We start from the raw sequence: 16,398 nt of genomic DNA on the forward strand, positions 1-16,398 counted from the left end.
ATGGGGCCGCCGTCATTCACCAGCGTCCGGGAGTCCGGTCGAGGTTGTCGGCGGCTCGGCGGGCCGGCACCCACCGATCAGCCGTCGCCCTTCACCCCGGCGAGGAGCATCTGCGCGACGTCCATCACCTCGACCCGTGAGATGTCACGGTCGGCGACGTCGGCGCGGGTGTCGGCGGTGGGGGTGTTCTGCCGGGCGGTCAGGCCGTCGGTGAGCATGACGCGGCAGAACGGGCACCCGGTGACGACGGTGTCGGCACCGGTCGCCAGGGCCTCGTCGGTGCGTTCCAGGTTGATCCGCTTTCCGGTCTTCTCCTCCATCCACATCCGCGCGCCCCCCGCCCCGCAGCAGAACGACCGGGCACTGTTGCGCGGCATCTCCGACAGGGTGACACCGGAGGCTTCGATCAGCTCCCGCGGCGGGGAGTACACCTTGTTGTGCCGGCCCAGGTAACACGGATCGTGATAGGTGACGTCCCGGGACTGCGCAGGCTTCTTCGGGATCAGCCGCCGCTCCCGGACCAGCTTGTTCAACAGCTGGGTGTGATGGATGACCTCGTAGTGCCCGCCCAGGTCGCCGTACTCGTTGCCCAACGTGTTGAAGCAGTGCGGGCAGGTCACCACGATCTTCCGTTTGGCCCGGTCCCCGAACGCGTCGTTGATCGTCTCGACCGTCGCCTGGGCCAGCATCTGGAACAGGAACTCGTTGCCGGCCCGCCGGGCCGGATCACCCGTGCACGATTCGCCGGTGCCCAGCACCGCGAACCCGACGGCGGCCATGTGCATCAGCTCGGCCACTGCCCGGGTGGTCTTCTTGGCCCTATCGTCGAACGCACCGGCGCAGCCCACCCAGAACAGGTACTCGTGATCCGGATCGATGACGTCGGTCACCACCGGCACCTCGAACGGCAGATCCTTGGCCCACTCGAGGCGGTCCTTGTTGTTCTGCCCCCACGGGTTGCCCTTGTTCTCCAGGTTCCGGAACAACCCACCCAGCTCGGTCGGGAACTCCGACTCGATCATCACCTGATACCGGCGCATGTCGACGATGTGGTCGACATGCTCGATGTCGACCGGGCACTGCTCCACGCACGCCCCGCAGGTCGTGCAGTCCCACAGGATCCCCGGGTCGATCACCCCACCGACCTGACGGCCCTCGCCGTCGACGTCGGGCGCGCCGACCAGCGGCCGGCCCGCCTCCAGCATCGCCAACGGGTCGGCATGCGCGAACGCCGCAAGGTCACCTTCACTGAGCTTCTCAGACCCGTCCGGGGTCGTGCCGCCGCCGGCCGACAGGTACGGCGCCTTGGCGAAGGAGTGGTCGCGCAACGACAGGATCAGCAGCTTGGGCGAGAGCGGCTTGGCCGTGTTCCACGCCGGGCACTGCGATTGGCACCGGCCACACTCGGTGCAGGTGGCGAAGTCCAGCCAGCCCTTCCAGGAGAAGTCTTCGACCTTGCCGACGCCGAACGTGTCGACCTCTGGATCGGCCTCCTCCAGGTCCAGCACCTCACCGCCGGACAGCATCGGGCGCAGCGCCCCCAACGCGGTCGACCCGTCGTCCTCGCGTTTGAAGTAGATGTTGAAGAACGCCAGGAACCGGTGCCAGGCCACGCCCATCGACAGGTTCCGAGCGATCACGATCGCCCACACCATCGAGATGACGATCTTGACCAGGGCCACGAACGACACCGCCGCCGGCCACGCCGGCAACCACGACCCCAACCACGTCGAGATCGGCGCCGCCCACGTCGGATACGGCAACCACCCGTTCGCCGCCTGGAACCCGCGGATCAGGAAGATGCACAACCCGACGCCCAGGATGATCAGCTCGACGAAGTACGCCTGGGCGAAGTTCGACCCCAGGAACCGGGACTTGCGGTCCGCCCGCCGCGGGTGGTTGAGCTGCCGGATCGTGATCAGGTACCCGATGCCCAGCACCGTCGTGGTCGCGATGATCTCCACGAACAGCCCGTACCAGTCCTGGTACCCCAGCCACGGGATCTCGAACTGCGGGTAGAACGTCTCGCCGGCCGCCTGCACCAGCGTCAGGAACAGCGCCCCGAACCCGATCATGACGAACCAGTGGGCGACCCCGATCCAGCCCCATTTGAGCATCCGGGTGTGGCCCAGGAACTCCTTCACCAACGTCCGCAGTCGCGCCCCGATCGGGCCGGCCCGGTGCGGATCCGGCGCCCCCAACCGCACATGCGCCACCATCCGCGCCGCCGCCCGGATCAGCATCCCGAAGCCGACGATCAGGAACGCCAACCCGACCACGCCGAACGTGATCGACCACCAGGTCATACCCAGACCCTCCCGTTGCGCGGAGCTGTGCCCTCATCGCACCGGTCGGAGGCCCGGACGACAAGCTACTGGCCAGTAACCTACGCGAACGGCGCGGCTCGGCGGCGTTCCTTGACGCACCCCGGAGCGCAGAGCCGCCGAAAACGGCCCGGACAGCCGGTCGAACCCGCCGCAGCACCCCGCCGAACCGGACCGCGGCGCCGGCCGGCGCCGATCCGGCCGTACGGACCGTCCCGAAGAACCGCCCGAACCGGCCCACCCGAGGCCGGCACCAGCGGCGCCGGCCCGACGACCGGCGACAATCGGATCCGTCAGCCGGCCGGAGCCGACCGGCCGAACGCGGCCAGCAGCCGCTCCTGCGGACCGGCGTCAGGCGGCACGTCGAGCCGAGGACCGACCGCGCCGGCCTGCCGGTACCCGTCGGCAACGCCGGCGAACCACACGGCGCAGGCCCCGACGAGTTCCGGGTCGAGCCGGGGATCCTGCCCGGTCGCCACGCTCAGGTCCCACCCGTGGATCAGCAGGTCGGCGAACAACTGCATGGCGTACTCCCGGCCGGGGAAGTCGCCGAACGACAGGTGCACCGTCCGGTCCATCGCGCCCTCGTCATCGACCGCGGCGCGCGCCGCCAGCGCGGCGTCGTCCCACCGGCCGGCCTGGTCGTCGCCGAGCAGGTCCCCCTCGAACCGGTCGCCCACCTCGGCGATCGTCCGCCCGGCCAGCAGCGGCACGGCCCAGCGCAACTCGTCCAACAGATGGTTGACCAGCTGCCGCACGTCCCACTCGGCGCAGGGCGTGGCCGCCGCCCACCCGTCGTCGGCGACGCCGTGCACGCGGGCCCCGAACGCGTCCTGGGCCCGCCGGTACAGCTCGCGTACTTCGGTCCGACCGGTTGATGTCATCGCACCACTTTATCCGGACAAAACACCCGAAAGGGTGTCCCATCTTGACAACGAGATCGCCACTGGACGGTCCCCTTCCGGCGGGTCCACGCGGTCGACGGTCGCGCGAACGCCGCACCAACGGTCCGACCCGCGGGGGGCGGGCCGGGTCAGCGCTTCGTGTCGTCGCGACGGAAGTTCAGGTAGGCCCGCGACGGGGTCGGCCCCCGCTGCCCCTGGTACCGCGAGCCCGCCTCGGCCGAGCCGTACGGGTGCAGAGCCGGCGAGGTCAGCCGGAACAGGCAGAGCTGACCGATCTTCATCCCCGGCCACAGGGTGATCGGCAGGTTGGCCACATTGGACAGCTCGAGGGTGATGTGCCCGGTGAAGCCGGGGTCGATGAAGCCGGCGGTCGAATGAGTGAGCAGGCCCAGCCGGCCCAGGGAGGACTTGCCCTCCAGCCGGCCGGCCAACGAATCGGACAGTGTCACCAACTCGAAGGTGGAACCCAGCACGAATTCACCGGGATGCAGGACGAAGGCGTCGTCACCGTCCACCTCGACCAGGCTGGTCAGGTCGTCCTGCTGGGTCATCGGATCGATGTGCGTATACCGCGAATTGTTGAACACCCGGAAGAAGCGGTCCAACCGCACGTCGATGCTGGACGGTTGGATCAGCGTGGCATCGAACGGGTCGAGCGCCAGGGAGCCGGCGTCGATCTCCGCGAGCAGGTCCCGGTCGGACAGCAGCATAAGCGCGCACTCTATTCGGCCGAGCCGCAGCGCGATCACCCGGCGTTGTCCGACCGGTCCCGCCCCGGTCGTCAGCCGGCGTGCTCGATCCGCAACAGGTGCCAGTCCCATCCGCCGAGCCGGACGAACAACCCGTCGACCAGGTCGTGGCCGTGACGGTCGTAGACGACGTCGTTGGTCGGATCCACCAGCCGCCAGGTGTGCCCGTGCAGGTCGTCGAACGGGACCCGCACCTGACCCGTCACCGGCCCGCCGCTCAGATTGACCACGACGAGCCAGCGGGTGTCGCCGTCCCAGCACCACGCGGCCAGGTTGTCGAATCCGGACCCGGACCAGCCGGACCGCTCGGCGAGCTGCCATCGGCCCTGGTGGAAGGTGGCATCGGCGAGCACGGGCAGGAACGCCCGGTAGAAGCCGGCAACGGCCGGGTCGACGGGCTCGTCGGGGAACCGGCCGAGGAACACCGGCAACCGGGTCCGACGGCCCTGCAGTTGCCCGTCGTGGATCAGCCGGGCGCCGGTCTGGGTCAGCGCCGCGACGGCGGTCACCGGTGCCCGCCCGGCGAAGGCGGTGGCGGCCCGCGGCTCGTCGTGGTTCTCCACGAACCGGACGAGCCGCTGCTGGTATCCGACGTCGCCGGAGAGATGCCCGTTCACCTGGGCGGCCGGGCCGTGCTCCAGCCGGTCGTAGAGCCGTTTGTCGTAGCAGAAGTCGAAACCCTGCTGCTGCAGAGCCCACTCCAGGTCCCAGTAGGCCTCGGCGAGGAACCGGAAGGCCGGGTGGGCGACGCGCACGGCAGGGATGACGGTCGGCCAGTAGTCGGCATCCGGCACCGGGCCGACCCGGTCGCCCCAGGTGCGGGTGACGACGTCGTTCATCATCAGCATGGCCATGTCGCAGCGCACGCCGTCGCATTGCTCGGCGATGTCGTTCAGGGTGTCGATGGCGGCGGCCCGCAGCCGGGGCTCGAAGGCGTTCAACTGGACGACGTCCGGCCAGGCCGGGAAGTAGGGGTCGCGTCCGTTGGCCAGCACGGTGTCGCCGACCCGCAGGAACGACTTCGGATCGGCGGCCAGGTCGGTCTCCGTGCCGGTGACGAACCGCTCGGGGTGCTGCGTGGTCCAGGGGTGGTCCGGTGCGACGTGGTTGGGCACGAAGTCCAGAATCAGCCCGACGCCGCGGGCGGCCAGCGCGGCCCGGGCGGCGGCCAGGCCGGCCGGACCGCCCAGCCGGTCGTCGACGACGTAATCGCGCACGCAGTAGGGCGAGCCGACCACGTCCTCTGCGGCCCAGCCCGGCAGGGCGGCGTCGAACGATGCGGTCAGGTCCGGGTCGGTCAGGGCGATCGCGATCCCCGCCGGGCTGCGGCGCCACACCCCCATCAACCAGACCGCGTCGATGCCGAGGGCGGCCAGCTCGTCCCACGTCGCGTCCGGGACGGTGCCCAGGTCGATCGTCGAACCGTCCCGGCGACCGAGCTCGTGCAGCCAGGGCCAGGTGTTGATCTCGTAGATGACCGGGTGCGCGCTCTGGGCCAGGCGGGTGGTCATCGGCGACTCCGGCTCCTCGATCTGAACGTGGCACCCCATTGTGAGCGAGGGTGCCACGGTCTCGCGTCACTCGATCGGCGGGGCTCGCCGTCCCGGGCCCCGTGGCGCGCCTCGGGCTGATCACGTCGGCCGGGCACCTGGTGATTCGGGCGCGCCGCGCCGAGATGAACAGCCCGGGTCGGCATCGATGGTGGACCGCGGCCGGCCGCGGTGCGCGGGCCCGGTTCGGGCCTGCGCGTAGGTTCGACCGCGTGACGAACCGGGATTGGGCGCGGCGGGCCGACCAACTCTCCGCGCAGGCCTACTCCGCCGGTGAGCCGACGGCCTGGTTCGACCGGCTCTACGCCGAGGGCGCGGCCGGCACGATCGAGATGCCGTGGAGCCGCACGGACCCGCACCCGTTGCTGCGCCGGTGGATCGATGAACGGCCGGCGGTCGAACCGGCGCGCGCGTGTGTGGTCGGCTGCGGCCTCGGTGCGGACGCCGAGTTCCTGGCCGGGCGGGGCTGGACCACGACCGGGTTCGACCTCTCGCCGACGGCCGTCGAGCAGGCCCGGGCCCGGCACCCCGGGTCGGCGGTGACCTACCGGGTGGCCGACCTGCTGCAGCTGCCGGACGACCTGGTCGGCGCGTTCGACCTGGTCGTGGAGATCCACACCCTGCAGGCGATGCCGAACCCGCCACGGGCGGGTGCCGCCCGCGGGGTCGCCTCGCTGCTGACCCCAGGCGGGACGCTGTTCGTCGTGCAGTTCCGGGACACCGGGGTGCCCACCCAGCCGCCGCCGTTCCCGCTGAGCCGGGACGACCTGGCCCTCCTGGAGGTGGGCGGGGTCGTCCCGGTACTCGTGGGCGAGGTGGACGGGCCGCTGTGGCGGGCCGAGTTCGTGCGGCGGGTATAGTGAACGGGCCCTGCGGGCGTAGTTCAGTGGCAGAACTTCAGCTTCCCAAGCTGATAGCGCGAGTTCGATTCTCGTCGCCCGCTCCACGCAGTGCCCGGCCGCCGTTCAGCTGTCGCCCCGCCACTTCGGGGCGCCGAGCAGCAGCGGCTTCTCGGTGATCCACGGCTGGTCGTCGCGGCCCATCTCCGCGTCGATCAGCGCCTCCAGTTTGGCCAGGTAGGTCGCCACCAGCTCGCGGTTGACCGGGTCGACGGCCAGGTTGACCGTCTCCTCCGGGTCGGACAGCCGGTCGTAGAGCACGACGTCGTTCTCGGCCAGCAGCTCGTCGACGGTGCGGGGTCGGTTGGGCGCCAGCGGGCTGAAGTACCGGCCGAAGGTGTAGCGGCGGTCGGTGTAGCCGCGCAGGAACCCGCGCTTGCGCCAGTCCGGCCGGAGCTCGCCGGACTGCACCCGCTGCCCGACGTCGGCGAACCCGAACGCCCGCCAGAAGTCGGCGTCCAGCGTCAGCACGGATTCGACCGCGGTGAGCACACCCTCCCGGCCGGTGGCGTTGCCGTCCAGCGCCGGCACCAGCGAGTGGCCGCCGAGCCCGTCGAACCGGTCGCGCAGCTCGTCGGGATCGACCCCGGCCAGGTGCAGGATCGTCGGTGCCAGGTCGACCGCGGAGCCCATCGCGTCGCTGCGCGCGCCCCCGTCGACGTCGGGGTGGCAGATGATCAGCGGCACGTGGAAGTTCTCGTCATAGACGAGATTTCCCTTCTGCCGCAGGCCGTGCGAGCCGGCCAGTTCGCCGTGGTCGGAGGTGAAGATGACGACCGTGTTGTCGGCCTGCCCGGACGCGACGAGGGCGTCGAGCACCAGGGCGACGCTGCGGTCGACGTCGCGGATGCAGTTGACGTAAAAGTTCAACCCCTTCCGGAAGTCGTTCGGGTCCTCCACCTGTCCGAACATGGCGTCGGCCAGGCCGGCGAACTCGCGCACCGCCTGCGGGGCACCGGACAGGTCGTCGGTGGCGCTGGCCGGCGTGTCGATGTCCCAGTCCTTGCTGTACAGCGGGGTTTCCGCCGGCGGCTTGACCTTGACCGCCTCGGCCAGGTTCGGCGGCGGGGTGATCGAGCGGGTGGTGCCGTAGTCGTAGCTCATGATGTCGTGCGGATTGACGAAGTTGACCGTCATGAACCAGGGCTGATCGCGGACCACCGTCGGGGCCTTCTCGCGCAACCATTTCACCGCCTGGCCGGCGATCACCGGATCGACCTTGAGCCCGGCCCAGGCCCCGCCGTCGATGTCACCCCAGTCGTTGAACTCGGTGAACCCATACGGCTGCAACGCCTTTGCCGTCGGATCGGGGTTCTCCGGCGTCCGGTAGGCGTTCGACAGGTGCCACTTGCCCTGGTAGGCGGTGTAGTACCCGGCCGCCTGCATCATGGTGCCCAGGGTGGCCATCGCCGTGTCCAGTGGCCGGATGTAGGGCATGTTGTCGTTGTCGTAGATCTTGGTCTTGGTGACGTGCTGGCCGGTGTACATCACCGACCGGGACGAGCTGCACATCGCCGAGGCGACGTAGTAGTTGTCGAACGAGGTGCCCCGCCGGTGCAGCCAGTCCCGGGCCGGCAGGCTGAAGCCCTCCAGCCTGGGCAGCTTGTAGCGCTCCTCGTCGGTGGTGATCAGCAGGACGTTCGGTCGTCCGGAGGCGCTGCCGAAGGATCGGTCGGTCACGGGGGTCTCCCTGCTCGGTGCGGGACTGCTCGATGGGGACTGCACAACGGGCACTGCTCGGTGCGGGACTGCTGGGTGGAGTCAGCGGGGTGGGGGTCAGCGGGGTGCGGCGAGCATTGGGAGGGGCCGGTGGGCGACCTCGTGCGCGTCCGTCGGGTTCAGGCCGAGGGTGGTCAGGACGGTGGCGGCGAGATCGTCGGCGTCCTCATCGGTCAGCCGGCCGGTCCCCGCAGCACCGGACAACCGGATCTGCACGAAGGCCAACACGCTGCCGGCCACCACCGCGAGCGCGAGCGCGGGGTTCGGCGCGGAGAACCGCCCGGCCCGGACGCCCTCGACGATGTCGCGCAACGCCTGCGGGGCCAGCCCACGGTCGGCCACGGTGAACTGCGGCCCGGCCATCACCAGGATCCGGGCCACCTCCGGTTGGGAACCGGCCAACCGGCAGGTCAACCGGATGCCCACCGCGAAGACCTCGGCCGGATCGGTCATGCCGGCACAGGCGGCGTCGAGCGCGGCACCGAAGTCGGACAGCAACTCGAGCACGGCCTCCTCGAACAGTTCGGCCTTGGAGGTGAAGTGGTTGTAGAACGAGCCGAGACCGACGTCGGCCTCGTCGGTGATCTCCTGGACCGCCACCTCAATGGTCCCGCGCCGGGCCAGAATCCGCTGCGCCGCGCCGATCAGGGCCCCGCGGGTCCGGGTCTTGCGCCGGTCGGTCCGGCCGGCGCGAGCGACTTCGGTGGTGGGCACGGGTCGAGCGTAGGACAGAATCTGATGATTTCGTCAGTTCTGACGATGACATCACCCGATGAGGATGAGACGTGCCCGGATCGGATGCAACGTTGGTGCAACGTCGCCGCCATAGGTTCAGTGACACCCCGGCCGGGTCCGCAACGACGCAGATCGCACAGGCAGGAGCATTAATGGGCACCGTCCCGTCCAACCAGATCGAGCTCACCGTCGCCGACTCCGGTCGAATGCCATGGGACATACTCGAGGTCCCGCAGATCGACGCCAAGATCCCGGTCAAGGTGCTGTTCAGCGATCCGGACACCGGCATGCAGGTCTTCCTCATCCGATATGCCGCGGGCTTCACCAATACCTGGCACACCCATCCGCATGCACACGGGATGTACATCCTCGACGGGGTTCTCAAGACCCACAAGGGCGAGTACGGGCCCGGCAGCTTCGTCTGGTTCCCGGAGGGTGGCTGGATGGAGCACGGCGCGACCGCGGTGAACGACGTGACCTTGCTGTTCATCACGAACAAGCCGTTCGCGATCTGCTACGAGCAGGACGACAACCACCCCTACCCCATGGAATCGTGATCCACCGCTCGTGACGTCACGCCGGGGGCACCGCGAGGTGCCCCCGGTCGTCGGCCGGCACGACGTCGGCCTGGTGAAGTCGAGAACGGCCGGTCGCCCCGGGAACACCACCGTGGCGCTGCGCGACGACCGCCGCGGCCCGCGGCCCCGGCCGGGTGCAATGCCGACCCGAAGGGGTATTGCCGCCGCGCACCACCCGCCCGGCACTGCGCTCCGGTGCTTGGCTGATCATCGTCCGACCGAAGCGTCGCCGCATCGATCCCCTGGAGGTCCGGTGTTCCACCACCAGAGCGCGCCCGACGTCACCGGCCTGCCCACCGGGGCGTACCTGGTGCGCCGCAAGCTGTCCAGCATCGAGGGCTACCTGGTGTACGACGCCACCGACACGCAGATCTACCACTTCAAGGGTCACCTGGCGTTCCCCGGAGCGCGGTGGAGCATGCTCGACGCCGGCGGGTCGGAGGTGGCCGGACTGGTGCGTCCGGCGATGCACATCCACCCGACGTTCACCGTCACCCGGCCGGGCCGCACCGACGTCACGATCCGCAAGGCCACCTTCGCGCCGATCATGGAAACGTGGCGGATCGAGGGCGCCGAAGAGGGCGATATCGACCTGCACGGGGACGTGCTGAACCACGAATTCAGCTTCGAGCACGACGGTCGGACGGTGGGTACGACGACGCGACGGTGGATCTCGCTCACCGACGCGTACGCCGTGCAGGCCGACGGAATGGACCCGGTGCTGGCGATCGCCGCCGCCGTCGGCATCGACTCCGTGGAGAACGAGCGCAACGGCTGACCGCCCGGCCCGCCGGTCAGTCCGCCGGAGGTTCGGCCGACCAGCCCGACCAGCGGACCACCCGTGCCCCCACGACGGGTCCGTTCGGCACCCGCCGGCGGTACTGCCGGTACTTCTCGGTCAATGCCTCGAGGGCCGCGTCGCGCGGCGCACCGTGCAGCACCGCGGCCCGCGCATCCGCCCGCACCCACCACAGGCGAGCCCAGTCGTCGTCGTACTCGTCGACCAGGAAGCACACCGCGGAGTTCGCCGCGATGTTGGCCAGGCGGCGCAGCCTGGTGGTGGTCTTGGGTTTGTGGTCGACGGCGAAGACGAGCAGATCCCCGGCGTTCCCGTCCCCTGTGTCCACACCGTCCTCGTCACCGCGGTTGACATCGACACCGGCGCCGACGCCGACACGGGCGAAGGTGACCGGGACGAGGTGCGGCACACCGGCGAGGTCGGCGGTGGCGAGCCGGGCGATCGGCGAGGACAGGAATCGCTCGCGCGCCTGCGTCGCCGGGATCCGCATGCCAGCAGAGTCTGCCCTCCTGAAAACCGGACCGCGGAACATCCGCCGGTCACAGCCCGGCCGAACTTCCGCAGCCACCCGATTCCCTCGGTCGACGCGAACCCCCCGGGCGCCGCAACCTCGACCGCGGAACATCCGCCGGTCACAGCCCGGCCGAACTTCCGCAGCCACCCCGGGGCGGGCCCACACCCAGGGCAGCTGCCCGAGCGCGGGCGCCCGCGGCGAAGCCGGATCGCACGATTCCGGGCGGGCGCCGGCGAGCGGCCTTACTGTCCTGATGTGCACCCGACGATTCCCCGTCGACCGGAGGTGACCGTGGCCCGGCCGGCCGCGGCGGTGATGGTGGCCTGCGCTCTCGTGCACACGGTTGGCGCCGCGCAGCACTGGTCGACCGGGCTCTCGCTGCTGACCATTGCGGTCGCGCTGGTCTGCCTGCATTGTGTGCCCCACCTGTGGCGCGCGCCGCGCACCGTCGACTGGGTGTGGGTGACGTTGGGCGGTGCGGCCATGCTGGTCCTGCACCTGATCATGCTGGCCGAGCCGGCCGGCGCCGGCCATCGGCATGCCGCGGCCACCCTGTCCGCAACCAGCAGCCTGGACGCGCTGTCCGTGCTCGGCCTGGTGCTGCCGTTGGTCGGGTTCGGTCTGGCGTGGTGGGCGCTCGGCGCGCAGCCACACCGATCATTTGGCGTCGGCGTACCGGTCGACGATCACCGGTCGGACCGGGGTCAGCACCGCTGATCCGGGGAACACCAGCCGGCGGGCGGCGTCGGCGGCCCGTTCGATGAGTCCGGCCACCTCGCCGGCTGCGGGCGCCGGGGCGTGCACGATCAGCTCGTCGTGCTGGAAGAACACCAGCTCCGCGCCGGCCACGTCGGCCAGCGAGGTGCGTAGTCCGGCGAGCCACACCGCGGCCCAGTCGGCCGCGGACGCTTGGACCACGAAGTTGCGGGTGAACCGGCCGCGGTCGCCGGCCAGCCGATCCGCGCGCTTGCGCTCCGCCGCGGTGGCGTCCTGTTGCCGGCCGATCCGGACGGCCTCCCAGTAGGTTCCGGGCGGCGGGCACGCCCGGCCGAGTACGGAGTGCACCACCTCACCGCGCTCCCCGGCCCGGGCGGCCCCGTCCACGTATCCCATCGCGGCGGGATAGCGCGTCCGCAGGGTGCCGACCAGCCGGCCACCCTCCCCGGTGGTCTGCCCGTACATCGCGCCCAGCATGGCCACTTTCGCCGACGCCCGGTTCCCCCCGAAGCCGTCCGCGGCGAGGCCGGCATACAGATCGGCCTTCGACTCGCCGCTGGCCGACACCGCCTGCAGTCCGGCGTCCCCGGAGATCGCGGCCAGCACGCGCGGTTCGAGCTGGGCGGCGTCGGCGACGACCAGCCGGTACCCGTCCTCGGCGACGACGGCCTGCCGCAGCAACCGCGGGATCTGCAACGCGCCCCCGCCGCGCGTCGCCCATCGACCCGAGACCACCGATCCGGAGAGGTATTCCGCGCGGAACCGGTCGTGGCGCACCCACTGGTCGAGCCAGGCCCAGCCGTTCGCCGAATGCAGGCGGGCCAGTTCCTTGTAGGCCAGCACGGGTCCGACGGCCGGATGATCGATGCCCTTGAGCACCCACGAGCGGGTGGTCTCGATATCGAACCCGACCCGGCGGAACGCCTCTCGCAGGTCGACCGCCGAGTCGGGATTGACCGGAAACCCGAACGCGGCGTCGATCTCACCGGCCAGTTGGGCCAGGCGCGGCGGACGGCCGCCGAGCGCGGGCCGCGCGCCGAGCATCTCGTCCAGCACCGCCAGGTGCACCTTTCGCCGCCAGGGCAGGCCGACCGCCCCCATTTCGGCCGCGGCCAGCGCGGACGCGTTCTCGGCGGCGAGCAGCAGCGACAGTGCACCGCCGCCATTCGCCCGGCGCCGCTGGTCCTGGTAGGCGAGCCGCAGCACCTCGAGCGGATCGACGCCGTCGTCGGCGGGACCGGTCAGGTCGAACAGGGACGGGGCGTCGCCGACCGGCCTGACCGGCGGGCTCGGTACCGGCTCGCCGGCGGCCCGGGCGAGCACCGCGGCCGGGGTGACCGGGTCACCAAATGCTCCCGCCCGGCCGAGCAGGATCCGCTCCACGGCGGCGATGTCGTGGCAGCGCGGCACCCGCAGACCGGTCGCGATCAGGGCCGGGTAGTCGTCGACCGTGGACGCCCACAACCAGCGCTCGTCCGCGGCGGCGACCAACTCGCCGGCCCCGATGCGACGTGGTGGTCCGTTCGGCGCTCCATCGTCGGTGGTGCCCTGGACGGCGTACCGGCCATCCGGCAGCGGAACGCAGGCGAGCACCGTCAGCGGGTCGTCACGTCGCCGCGCCGCCGTGCAACGATCGCCGGATCGCGTCCAGCTTGTCCTTGGCGGCCTGCTCCCGGTCCTGCTGCTGCTCGGCCGCCGACCGCGCCTCGGGGGTCTCGGCGGCCAACTCGGCCGAGCCGATCGACTGCGCGAACCGGCCCTCGATCTTGTCGCGGACGAAATCCAGGCTGGGCACCCCCTGAGCCGAGTAGTCCGGCGGCGGAACGACCACGCTCGGGACGTCGGCATCGAGGGGCGGCTCGGGCACCGCGGGCTCGGACGGGTTTGCCATGCCCCCATCTTGCGCCGACTCGCCTCAAACGCTGCCTCCCGGGGCGGCGGAGCCTGCGGATGGGGCGAGTCGACGGAGTTCAGCCCGGCCGCCGGACCGACTCGGACACCGCCGACTCGCCTCAAACGCGGCTTCCCCGGCCGGCGGAAGGTGCACATGTGGCGAGTCGACGGAATTCAACCGGCCCCGTACCCACTCGCGAGTCGACGAAGGTCAGCCAGCCCGACGCCCACCGGCGAATCGGCGAAGGTCGGCGGGTGCGGTCAGGCCCGGGAACGACCGTCGACGAGCTGCTCGGAGATCTCCCAGATCCGCCGGGCGTCGTCGGGGCTGCGCAGGCGGGAGTACAGCTCCTGCTCGGCCGGCGGGCCGCCCAGGTGCCCGGGGCCGCTCGGCCCGTAGAACCGGCCGCCCTCAGCGTCCGGCGAGGTCACCGCGTACACGGCCGGCAACCCGGCCGACGCCACGGTGCCGATCAGCAGGCCTCGATCGGCCAGCACCTTGACCACCCGCCCGCCCAGGGTGGCCCGGGGCCGTCCGACCTCCGGCCGGGCGGCCAGCAGGCTGGTGGCCGCGACGCCCGGGTGGGACAGGTTGCTGGTGATGCCCCAGCCTTCGGCCGCGCTGCGCCGCTCCAGCTCGAGGCCGAACAGGCCGAGCGCGATCTTGGACTGGCTGTAGGCCTTCGTGCCGTTGTACGAGCGCTCCCAGTTCAGGTCGTCCCAGTGCATCCCGCCCCGGTTGGCGGCGATGCTGACCTGCGACGTCACCCGGGCCCGGCCCGTCGACGAGCTGCTCGGAGATCTCCCAGATCCGCCGGGCGTCGTCGGGGCTGCGCAGGCGGGAGTACAGCTGCTGCTCGGCCGGCGGGCCACCCAGGTGCCCGGGGCCGCTCGGCCCGTAGAACCGGCCGCCCTCCGCGTCCGGCGAGGTCACCGCGTACACGGCCGGCAACCCGGCCGACGCCACGGTGCCGATCAGCAGGCCCCGATCGGCCAGCACCTTGACCACCAGGCCGAACAGGCCGAGCGCGATCTTGGACTGGCTGTAGGCCTTCGTGCCGTTGTACGAGCGCTCCCAGTTCAGGTCGTCCCAGTGCATCCCGCCCCGGTTGGCGGCGATGCTGACCTGCGACGTCACCCGGGCCCGGCCGGTCCGCAGCAGCGGCATCAGCTCGCGGACCAGGGCGACGTGGCCGAGATAATTGGTGCCGAACTGCAGCTCGAACCCGTCGGCGGTCACCTGCCGGTCGGGGGGCGTCATGACGCCGGCGTTGTTGATCAGGATGTGGATGGGCCGGTCCTCGTCCCGCAGCGTCCGCCCGAGCGCGGCGACCGAGGCGAGCGAGGACAGATCCAGCTCCCGCAGTGAGACGTCCGCGTCGGGCGCCGCATCGCGAATGGTCGCCAGCGCCTGGGCGCCCTTGCGGGGATTGCGGACGGGAAGCACGACCTCGGCGCCGGCCGCGGCGAGCCGGCCGGCGATGCCGAGCCCAATCCCGTCGCTCGCGCCGGTGACGACGGCCCGCCGGCCGCTCAAGTCGGGGACGGTGATGCCGATCGTGGTCCGGGTCATGGTGTCGTCGCTCCTCGTGGTGTCGGTGTCTCCACCGTCGCTGCGCCGCGGGCACCTATCCAGGGACTGTCGATCCGCCGATCCCGGATCTACCCGAGAAACCGCCATCGGCCGGTGAGGGGTGGATCGACGATCCGTGGCTCCGGCGCGCGGCCGCCGGTACAAGGGTAGGCATGGACATCGATCGGGAGGGTCTGGCGGCGTTCCTGCGACGGCGTCGGGAGACGCTGCAACCCGAGGACGTCGGCCTGCCGCGCGGGCCGCGCCGGCGCACCGACGGGCTGCGCCGCGAGGAAGTGGCTCTGCTCTGCCACATGTCGACGGACTACTACGCGCGACTGGAGCGGGAACGGGGTCCGCAACCGTCCGATCAGATGCTGGCGTCGATCGCGCAGGGCCTGCACCTGTCGCTGGCCGAGCGGGACCATTTGTTCCGGCTGGCCGGGCACCAGCCACCACCGCGCGGGGCAACCAGTGATCACATCGGACCCGGCCTGCTGCGCATCCTGGACCGGCTCGACGACACCCCGGCGGAGATCGTCACCGAGCTGGGCGAGACGCTGCGGCAGAGCCCGCTGGGCGTCGCGCTCACCGGGGATGCGAGCCGGTATTCCGGCCCGGATCGCAGCTTTCCCTTCCGCTGGTTCGTCGACCCGGCGGCCCGGGAGCGGTACGCGCCGCAGGACCACGACGGGCTGTCCCGGTTGTTCGCCTCGGGCCTACGGGAAATCGCCACCCGGCGCGGCGCGGGCTCCCGGGCCGCGGCCTACGCCGACCTGTTGCTGGCCCGGAGCGCGGAGTTCCGCGGGCTGTGGGACAGGCACGAGGTGGGCGTCCGGCCGGACGCCGTGAAGCGCTTCCGGCACCCCGAGGTGGGCCTGCTGGAGCTGAACTGCCAGTCGCTGCTCGACCCGGACCAATCGCACCGGTTGCTGGTCTACACCGCCGACCCGGGCAGCGAGAGCTACGAGAAGCTGCAGCTCCTCGCGGTGATCGGGGCGCAGCCGATGCGCACGTCACCGCCGACGTGACCGCTCGGCGCCGCGGTCCGGGGCGTGCCGACGGGGCACGTCGGCGGCTCCGCCACCCGGGACTTCCACCCGGCGGGAACGACTCCGGCCGCCCGAGCGCGGGTGGGTTACCGTGGGCGCATGGGGCGTCGCAGCATGCTGGACTGGCCGGTCATCCGGCAGTTCCGCACGGGCGACGTGTTCGGCCGCGGCCCCGCCGTGATGTCGGACAAGACCAAGGAGATGACCGCCCGCACCACCACTGCGGACCGGGTCGCCCGCAGTGTCTGCCCGTACTGCGCGGTCGGCTGCGGGCAGAAGGTGTTCGTCTCCGGCGAGAAGGTCATCCAGATCGAGGGCGACCCGGCGTCGCCGATCTCCCGCGGGCGGCTGTGCCCCAAGGGCAGCGCCAGCGAGCAGCTGGTCAACAACC

Annotated in this window: 16 protein-coding genes, 1 tRNA gene and 1 pseudogene; 7 read left to right on the top strand and 11 right to left on the bottom strand. The window is 71.2% G+C overall.

What is annotated here, in order from left to right:
* Positions 1-77 precede the first annotated feature (77 nt).
* From ACILSK_RS18320 to ACILSK_RS18335, 4 genes are all read right to left on the bottom strand, one after another.
* Complete coding sequence (locus ACILSK_RS18320) at positions 78-2,306, bottom strand: heterodisulfide reductase-related iron-sulfur binding cluster (RefSeq protein ID WP_395728615.1); 2,229 nt, start codon at positions 2,304-2,306, stop codon at positions 78-80.
* A 311-nt stretch (positions 2,307-2,617) separates the two neighbouring features.
* On the bottom strand, positions 2,618-3,208 hold the full coding sequence (locus ACILSK_RS18325; protein WP_395728616.1) for a TIGR03086 family metal-binding protein: 591 nt from the start codon (positions 3,206-3,208) through the stop codon (positions 2,618-2,620).
* A gap of 149 nt (positions 3,209-3,357) precedes the next feature.
* Positions 3,358-3,939 (bottom strand): dCTP deaminase, encoded by a 582-nt coding sequence (gene dcd, locus ACILSK_RS18330; protein WP_395728617.1) that lies wholly within the window; start codon positions 3,937-3,939, stop codon positions 3,358-3,360.
* Between the two features lie 71 nt (positions 3,940-4,010).
* Positions 4,011-5,489 carry an alpha-amylase family glycosyl hydrolase gene (locus ACILSK_RS18335; protein WP_395728618.1) on the bottom strand — a complete coding sequence of 493 codons (1,479 nt, stop codon included), beginning with the start codon at positions 5,487-5,489 and terminating at the stop codon, positions 4,011-4,013.
* A 251-nt stretch (positions 5,490-5,740) separates the two neighbouring features.
* On the opposite strand from ACILSK_RS18335, the gene ACILSK_RS18340 reads away from it, so the two are divergent.
* Positions 5,741-6,388, top strand: a complete 648-nt coding sequence (locus tag ACILSK_RS18340; protein ID WP_395728619.1) for a class I SAM-dependent methyltransferase — start codon at positions 5,741-5,743, stop codon at positions 6,386-6,388.
* A gap of 12 nt (positions 6,389-6,400) precedes the next feature.
* A tRNA-Gly gene (locus ACILSK_RS18345) sits at positions 6,401-6,474 on the top strand.
* Between the two features lie 19 nt (positions 6,475-6,493).
* Here the strand turns inward: ACILSK_RS18345 and ACILSK_RS18350 are convergent.
* Complete coding sequence (locus tag ACILSK_RS18350) at positions 6,494-8,107, bottom strand: sulfatase-like hydrolase/transferase (protein WP_395728620.1); 1,614 nt, start codon at positions 8,105-8,107, stop codon at positions 6,494-6,496.
* A gap of 96 nt (positions 8,108-8,203) precedes the next feature.
* The gene (locus tag ACILSK_RS18355) at positions 8,204-8,860 is read right to left on the bottom strand and encodes a TetR/AcrR family transcriptional regulator (RefSeq protein WP_395728621.1); all 657 of its coding nucleotides are present in this window, start codon (positions 8,858-8,860) and stop codon (positions 8,204-8,206) included.
* A 173-nt stretch (positions 8,861-9,033) separates the two neighbouring features.
* Here ACILSK_RS18355 and ACILSK_RS18360 point away from each other — a divergent pair, with 173 nt between their 5' ends.
* Positions 9,034-9,438 (top strand): cupin domain-containing protein, encoded by a 405-nt coding sequence (locus tag ACILSK_RS18360; protein ID WP_395728622.1) that lies wholly within the window; start codon positions 9,034-9,036, stop codon positions 9,436-9,438.
* Positions 9,439-9,712: 274 nt separating this feature from the next.
* Complete coding sequence (locus ACILSK_RS18365) at positions 9,713-10,237, top strand: LURP-one-related/scramblase family protein (protein WP_395728623.1); 525 nt, start codon at positions 9,713-9,715, stop codon at positions 10,235-10,237.
* 16 nt (positions 10,238-10,253) lie between these two features.
* On the opposite strand, the gene ACILSK_RS18370 is transcribed toward ACILSK_RS18365, so the two are convergent.
* Entirely contained in the window at positions 10,254-10,748 is a 495-nt protein-coding gene (locus ACILSK_RS18370; RefSeq protein WP_395728624.1) for a TIGR03668 family PPOX class F420-dependent oxidoreductase, read from the bottom strand.
* Positions 10,749-11,027: 279 nt separating this feature from the next.
* On the opposite strand from ACILSK_RS18370, the gene ACILSK_RS18375 reads away from it, so the two are divergent.
* The gene (locus tag ACILSK_RS18375; RefSeq protein WP_395728625.1) at positions 11,028-11,489 is read left to right on the top strand and encodes a hypothetical protein; all 462 of its coding nucleotides are present in this window, start codon (positions 11,028-11,030) and stop codon (positions 11,487-11,489) included.
* Here the strand turns inward: ACILSK_RS18375 and ACILSK_RS18380 are convergent.
* From ACILSK_RS18380 to ACILSK_RS18395, 4 genes and pseudogenes are all read right to left on the bottom strand, one after another.
* Complete coding sequence (locus tag ACILSK_RS18380; protein WP_395728626.1) at positions 11,430-13,082, bottom strand: bifunctional 3'-5' exonuclease/DNA polymerase; 1,653 nt, start codon at positions 13,080-13,082, stop codon at positions 11,430-11,432. The two genes, ACILSK_RS18375 and ACILSK_RS18380, sit on opposite strands and share 60 nt — an antisense overlap.
* Before the next feature lie 13 nt (positions 13,083-13,095).
* Positions 13,096-13,380: a hypothetical protein gene (locus ACILSK_RS18385; RefSeq protein ID WP_395728627.1), complete on the bottom strand. Its 285-nt coding sequence runs from the start codon at positions 13,378-13,380 to the stop codon at positions 13,096-13,098.
* Between the two features lie 263 nt (positions 13,381-13,643).
* Positions 13,644-13,814 carry a hypothetical protein gene (locus ACILSK_RS18390; protein WP_395728628.1) on the bottom strand — a complete coding sequence of 57 codons (171 nt, stop codon included), beginning with the start codon at positions 13,812-13,814 and terminating at the stop codon, positions 13,644-13,646.
* A 331-nt stretch (positions 13,815-14,145) separates the two neighbouring features.
* A pseudogene (locus ACILSK_RS18395) lies at positions 14,146-14,955 on the bottom strand (SDR family oxidoreductase); the annotation flags it as partial.
* Positions 14,956-15,128: 173 nt separating this feature from the next.
* Here ACILSK_RS18395 and ACILSK_RS18400 point away from each other — a divergent pair.
* Together ACILSK_RS18400 and ACILSK_RS18405 are read left to right on the top strand one after the other, a co-directional pair.
* Positions 15,129-15,986 carry a helix-turn-helix transcriptional regulator gene (locus ACILSK_RS18400; RefSeq protein ID WP_395728629.1) on the top strand — a complete coding sequence of 286 codons (858 nt, stop codon included), beginning with the start codon at positions 15,129-15,131 and terminating at the stop codon, positions 15,984-15,986.
* A gap of 120 nt (positions 15,987-16,106) precedes the next feature.
* A partial coding sequence (locus ACILSK_RS18405; protein ID WP_395728630.1) for a hypothetical protein occupies positions 16,107-16,398 on the top strand: 292 nt, incomplete at its 3' end.

Origin of the sequence: Nakamurella sp. (assembly GCF_044224575.1) — a bacterium.
Taxonomy (GTDB): Bacteria; Actinomycetota; Actinomycetes; order Mycobacteriales; family Nakamurellaceae; genus Nakamurella.

Coding starts and splice junctions, on each gene's coding strand:
- ACILSK_RS18370 (WP_395728624.1), bottom strand. CDS start 10,748: ATGCGGATCCCGGCGACGCAGGCGCGCGAGCGATTCCTGTCCTCGCCG.
- ACILSK_RS18400 (WP_395728629.1), top strand. CDS start 15,129: ATGGACATCGATCGGGAGGGTCTGGCGGCGTTCCTGCGACGGCGTCGG.
- ACILSK_RS18335 (WP_395728618.1), bottom strand. CDS start 5,489: ATGACCACCCGCCTGGCCCAGAGCGCGCACCCGGTCATCTACGAGATC.
- ACILSK_RS18320 (WP_395728615.1), bottom strand. CDS start 2,306: ATGACCTGGTGGTCGATCACGTTCGGCGTGGTCGGGTTGGCGTTCCTG.
- ACILSK_RS18385 (WP_395728627.1), bottom strand. CDS start 13,380: ATGGCAAACCCGTCCGAGCCCGCGGTGCCCGAGCCGCCCCTCGATGCC.
- ACILSK_RS18325 (WP_395728616.1), bottom strand. CDS start 3,208: ATGACATCAACCGGTCGGACCGAAGTACGCGAGCTGTACCGGCGGGCC.
- dcd (WP_395728617.1), bottom strand. CDS start 3,939: ATGCTGCTGTCCGACCGGGACCTGCTCGCGGAGATCGACGCCGGCTCC.
- ACILSK_RS18360 (WP_395728622.1), top strand. CDS start 9,034: ATGGGCACCGTCCCGTCCAACCAGATCGAGCTCACCGTCGCCGACTCC.